This window comes from Massilia sp., assembly GCF_031995545.1.
In the GTDB taxonomy this organism is placed as follows: Bacteria; Pseudomonadota; Gammaproteobacteria; order Burkholderiales; family Burkholderiaceae_D; genus Telluria.
This window is the reverse complement of the sequence record NZ_DAMAGA010000080.1, coordinates 1-5,746: the sequence shown is the minus strand read 5'-3', so window position 1 is coordinate 5,746 and position 5,746 is coordinate 1. Positions and strand designations below refer to the sequence as shown.

Below are 5,746 nucleotides of genomic sequence, written 5' to 3'. Positions count from 1 at the left end.
ATAGCGAGCCAGTGATCTATACCGGGCTGCATACCGCCATCGTGGTCGGCCCGGCAGGCGCCGATATCCACACGGACGGTTACGGACGGGTGAAACTGCAGCATCACTGGGACCGGCTTGGTAGTTACGATGAAAGGAGCTCGCCGTGGATACGGGTAATGAGCCCCGCTGCTGGCAGCGAATTCGGGCATATCCGGTTGCCGCGGGTGGGCGAGGAAGTGGCGGTTGTCTATCCGAACGGGAACATCGACCATCCGCTCGTTCTCGGCGCGCTCTACAACTATGCGAACATGCCGCCATGGTCGCTGCCGGAACAGCAGGCACTGGCCGGCTTGCGCAGCCGGGAGCTTGGCGGCGGAACGCGCGGCAATCATCTGGTCCTCGACGATACAAAGGACAAAATCCAGGCCCAGCTGAAAAGCGATCATCAGTGCAGCCAGCTGTCGCTTGGGCACATTACGCGCATCGAAAACACCAGCGGACGCAAGGATGCGCGCGGTGAAGGCTGGGAGCTGCGCACCGATGGGCACGGCGTGGCGCGCGCTGCCAAGGGACTGCTGATCACGACCGAAGCGCGGCAGGCGGGACACGGCACGATCAAAGACCTTGGCGAAACGGCAAAGCGACTGGATGCAGCGCACAAGCTGCACGACGACCAGGCAACGGCCGCACTGCAGGGCCTGGCCCAGGAAAGTGGACAGCAGCACGACATTGCCGATGTGCTCAAAGCCCAGAACGACGACGTGCGCGGCACTGGCGAACCATTCTCCGAGCTGTCCCAGCCCCATCTGGTCCTGGCCAGCCCAGCAGGCATTGAAACGACGTCCGCACATTCGACCCACATCGCCAGCGCCGAGCACACGGCGCTGACGGCCGGACACAGTCTCTCGATCGCAACGGGCGAGAGCCTGTTCGCGAGCATTAAGCAGACCTTCCGCCTGTTCGTCCACAAGGCGGGCATGAAGCTGATTGCGGCGTCTGGAAAAATCACCGTGCAGACACATGACGACGACATCCAGCTTATTGCCAACAAGGTCCTGTCCCTCATCAGCCAGAACGACTGGGTCGACATCAAAGGAAAGAAAGGGGTGCGGCTGCACGGCCCCGGGGCCATGATCGAGATCACCGACCGCATGCAGGTGTTCGCGCCCAAGCCGGCGCTATTTCATGGCAACTTAGAGACTCTTGCGCCTCAGAACCGGCCGCATCCATCAGCAGAACACAAGATCAACATCGTGGAGCCGACGACGCCGGACGATCCGAAGCAGCTTCTCTTTTCGTTGCAAACCCATCCGGTAAACGGCCGTCCATTTGCCAACGTGCCCTACTCCCTGTTCAAGGGCGAAATCAAAGTAAGGGATGGCATCACCGATGACATGGGCCTGATCGCGGTCGAACACGAAGCGGGACCGGCCGACTACCGTGTCGAACTTCCGAACGGCGAAATCTATGCCCTTGCCGCGGTTCCGCAACCCGCACCTGCCAAGGCGCCGAATCACCGCGAACAGGTTTTATCCAACATGGGTGCGCGGGCGATCGATGGCTCGACCGATAGCCGCGAGCACCTTTGACAATCGCTGTAACCGATCTACGAAGGAGGCCGCATGCCAGATCCTATAAAGCGTACCGAAAAAGTCCATATTGACGAGCTCAGCTGCAAGGCCACCAGTACGGTGCAGTGGTTCCTGGAAAACCGCAGCGCGACCCATCCCGTCACCCATAACAACGAGCTCGAGGTCTTCATTTGTGGGGAGAATGCGTTCAGGGACATCGCGGAGAAAATCAAAGCCGCCAAGCATTCGATCGATATCTGTTGCTGGGGGTTCGACCCGGGCATGGAACTGGTGCGTGATCAGGGAAAAGATACCTGGCCCCGCGGAGAAACGTATGGCGACCTGTTGATCGCCGCAGGCAAGCGCAAGCCAAAGGTAACAATTCGGCTGCTGGTCTGGTATAGCAAGCTCGGAAGCCCAGCGGCGCTGAACATGCCGGGGTATTCCCATGGGACAAACCCCTGGCGCAGCGTCGGCGGGAGTAACGAAGCCGACCAGATTGGGGCCGAGCGCAGCGTCGCTTTGCTTCGGGAGAAATACAGGACGCCTGCAGTGACGCTAAGGGCCATCGGGACACCGGCACGGGGCACCGGCACGGTAGGTACCATCACCCCCGAATCGCTCGCGGCAATGGCGCGTGAGGAGTACTGCCATAACTGGTTCAGGGCTGCCTTCTCTGGACTGCTTACGGGTATCAGCATCCAGACGCGCGCCGGCGACCAGGCGTCCATCGAGAAAAGCCTTGTCGGTGAAAAGTACAAACCAGGCGGCCTCGGCGATCTGGAAGCCGAGCGTACGGGGATGCTCAAGGTCGGCACGCACCACCAGAAAACGCTGCTCATCGACTACGACTACATGGGCGGCGCCAAGGCGGTCGGCTATGTAAAAGGGCTGAACTCGGTGACGGATTATTGGGACACCGAGGACCATTGGATCGAAGATCCGAAGCGCGAATGTGCCGGTGAGCGCGAAGCCCGTGAAGCTGTGCAGGTGGACAAGGGGAAAAAGGCAGATGCTGGCTTCAGGACCTTCAAGCCCTACCGGGATTACGCCTGCCGCATCTCCGGCGGCGCGCTCGCCTGCGTTTATGCGAACTTCGTGCGCGCCTGGGGCCGGGCTGGCGGAGACATCCTCATAGACGACCTCGCGACCATCCCCTCGGCATTGAAGCGCAAAGGCATACCGGGCACGCATTCGTCGATCCAGATCGTCCGCACCCAGCCGGAGGAACAGGACAAGACTGCCAAGGAAATGTATTTCCTGGCCACCGACACGGCCGCCAACGCGACCGGTTACCTCTACATCGAGAACCAGTATTTCCAGTATCAGGAGTGGGCGGAGCGCCTGATCCAGGCGCGCAAAAACGTCATGGCCCGCTGGAAGGCTGCGTGCCCCGCTGCCGGAAAGACCAAGGGCGACATGCCGCTGCTGCATGTGTTCATCGTCATGCCAGTGGCCGAACGTGCCCAGATGGTCCCGCGCACCTACGACACCCTTGGTGTACTCGGTCAGCAGGCTGGCATGACCGGACAGGCGGAATTGATCGACAAGGAAAACAAGCGCGTGCACACCGGTGTGAGTCGCGACGACACGGGCCGGCCGACCGGCGCGGTCTACGCGAAACCGACGGTCGTGGAATACGCCAACGGCATCGACAAGCCGAGCATCCTTGCACTGGAACAGAAGTATGGTCTGAAGGTGGCTGTGGCCATGCTGCAGGCCAGCGGCTACGACCAGCGCCGGATGCGCTATCGCGAGATCTACATCCACTCGAAATTGCTGCTAGTCGACGACTCCTTTTTCAGCCTCGGCAGCGCGAACCTGAACCAGCGCAGCATGGCGGTGGACAGTGAAATCAACCTGGCGACGAACGATGCCAAGCGGGCGACGGATTTGCGGCGGAATATCTGGGGGAAGCTCAGTGGCGGTACGGTCGATGGGAAGAATGGGTCGGCCGCTGAGATTGCAGGGGAATTTCTGAAATGGACGGCGATTATGGCGATCAATCTGGGACTAAAGCGTACTTCCAGACCCATGACGGGGTTTCTTCTACCGCTCGAAGATAACCGTAGTGCCACGCTACGGTTGGGCTGACGATGAAACGTTCCCTGCTCCGTCAGCTGTCCACCATCCTGTTGGCAGCATTGTCCATATTTTGTCTTTTCAAGGGGTTCAACGTGGTACACGACCAATACAACACGATCCAGGATCTGCCCCGTAACGAAGAGCTGCCCCTCTTCGATCCGCATCGGTCAACCTTCACCTGTGAGCTCGAGGCAAGCAAGGTTCCGCCAATCGACGCGCAGGCGGACGCGTGGTTCCGCGAAGCGCAGGCGCTGGAAGATCCTCAAACGTGGGAGGAAGACCGCGATTATAAGAAGATCGTCCAGTTGACACGCCAAGCGGCTGAGCGGCGGCATTGGAAAGCCATGCTTAACCTCGCTACCCTGTATCTTGAAAAGCGTGATCCGTCAAATGGGGAAATGGAAGCGCTGGCATTGGTCGAACAGGCGATGCGACTCGGCATTCCCGCCGCCTATGACCGGATGGGCACCTATTACATGAACAGCGTTGGTGTATCAGGTGACGCGACAAAAGCCTTTGCGTTCTGGCAGAAGGCAGCGGAGATGGGAAATCCGCAAGCGATGGCCTACCTCGGTGACAAGATGGCTGCAACCTGGGATAGCCCCAGTGACCGATTTTGGGCAAATATCCCGGTTTCGATAAAGATGCTCGAATGTTCGCTGGCTCAAGGCTATGGCCCTGCCGCCTCTACCCTTGCATTTCTTCGGTCATGGCCTCGAAATACTGACGGCACATTTGCGGAAGTTAAGACGGCTGCTACACGATCACACGCCTTGCGTACATTGCATGAAGGTGTGAAGTTTGGCTGTTCTGACTGTGCGAGAGATCTATCAATAGACTTTGGTGATCCACTCGACTTGGCAGACACGATGGCTCCGCATCTCGATAAAGCCCGTTCAGAGCGCTATGTCGTGTTGCACAACGCTCTCAATCTCAATCCTTTGCTGCGCTTCCCCAACCTAGACAAAGTACTTCCACTGCCCCCCGCAGCGCTGCCGCCGTGGGATGGCGACAAGCAGACATTCATCGATGCAGCAAAAGGCGTAACGCCACGGCCATCGGAACCCAGGGCGAGCACAGCATCGCAGCGGCAAGGCCGGCAGCACCTCGACGCCACCTACGATTTGCACCCCAGCGGCGACAAGACGACCGAAGCAGAAGCACCGTTCGCGGGATACTGGCAAGCGACCGCGCCAAACGAGCCGGAGCAAGTGCAAGCCTGGCTCACCACTATCCCGCCCGGCCTCTACCAGACGGACGAAGCGTTCGACCTTCCCCGTTATCCACAACAGATGGGCAGCAGGACAATCAAGGACTTGGTTTGGCAGCACTTTCTCACCGTCCGCCACAACCATAGCGCGGTCGAGCCACTGGCCGCTGCCGGCATGGCGCGCGAAGTTGTACCTGTAGAAGCGCACCGGGTCTGCGATGCGGGGTCACCATGCCCGGCTACCGGCACCTGGCAGCCATGGCTCCCGCCTGAACACTCGCTGCGGAATGCAATCAACCAACCGTGGCGCCAAGCTTGGGTAATGATCGGCCAAGCGTTCCCGGAGCTGCACAATGACGACTATCTTCAACTCGATCCGGACGAGTTGAAGTGGCACCTGCTGGATAACGCTGAATGCAGACTGGCGTAACCGCTGAATTCATTTGCACTTACTTCTTATATGGCGTCGTCGGACACAACAAGGAGCAGTCATGAAGCACATGGGCCGGGGCGTCATTCGCCTCAATGACAAAACCGATCATGGCGGGCAGGTTATCTCCGTTTCATCTGGCACGATTGTAATGGGTACTGAAGCAGCGCTTGCCGACGATGTGACCTTCTGTCCCAAATGCAAAGGGAAGTTTCCTATCAAGCCAGACGGTGCCGGTGCCAAACACAAAGGCCAACCGTATGCGTATGACAACGACCTCACCGCTTGCGGTGCGAAGTTGATTTCTTCGATATGAAGTGCGTGGAGAGCAACCGCAGCTTTAGCGGCGTTAGCGGAGCGCAGTCGTCGGACCGGTTTGATATCCGAGGCGAGCGATTGCTGCGCATGAATTCGTAGGGTTTGTAAAGGCAAAGTTCAAATGTCCGCTTCTGGCAAAGTTGAAATGTC

General features: G+C 59.0%; 4 protein-coding genes. All 4 read left to right on the top strand.

From position 1 onward, the window contains the following. A partial coding sequence (gene vgrG / locus RTQ83_RS24215; protein WP_312520619.1) for a type VI secretion system tip protein VgrG occupies window positions 1-1,571 on the top strand: 1,571 nt, incomplete at its 5' end. A 33-nt stretch (window positions 1,572-1,604) separates the two neighbouring features. Further along, the gene (locus tag RTQ83_RS24210; RefSeq protein WP_312520616.1) at window positions 1,605-3,647 is read left to right on the top strand and encodes a phospholipase D-like domain-containing protein; all 2,043 of its coding nucleotides are present in this window, start codon (window positions 1,605-1,607) and stop codon (window positions 3,645-3,647) included. Window positions 3,648-3,649: 2 nt separating this feature from the next. After that, window positions 3,650-5,278: a tetratricopeptide repeat protein gene (locus RTQ83_RS24205; protein WP_312520613.1), complete on the top strand. Its 1,629-nt coding sequence runs from the start codon at window positions 3,650-3,652 to the stop codon at window positions 5,276-5,278. Window positions 5,279-5,339: 61 nt separating this feature from the next. Further along, window positions 5,340-5,594 (top strand): PAAR domain-containing protein, encoded by a 255-nt coding sequence (locus RTQ83_RS24200; RefSeq protein WP_312520611.1) that lies wholly within the window; start codon window positions 5,340-5,342, stop codon window positions 5,592-5,594. The last annotated feature ends 152 nt before the right edge of the window (window positions 5,595-5,746 follow it).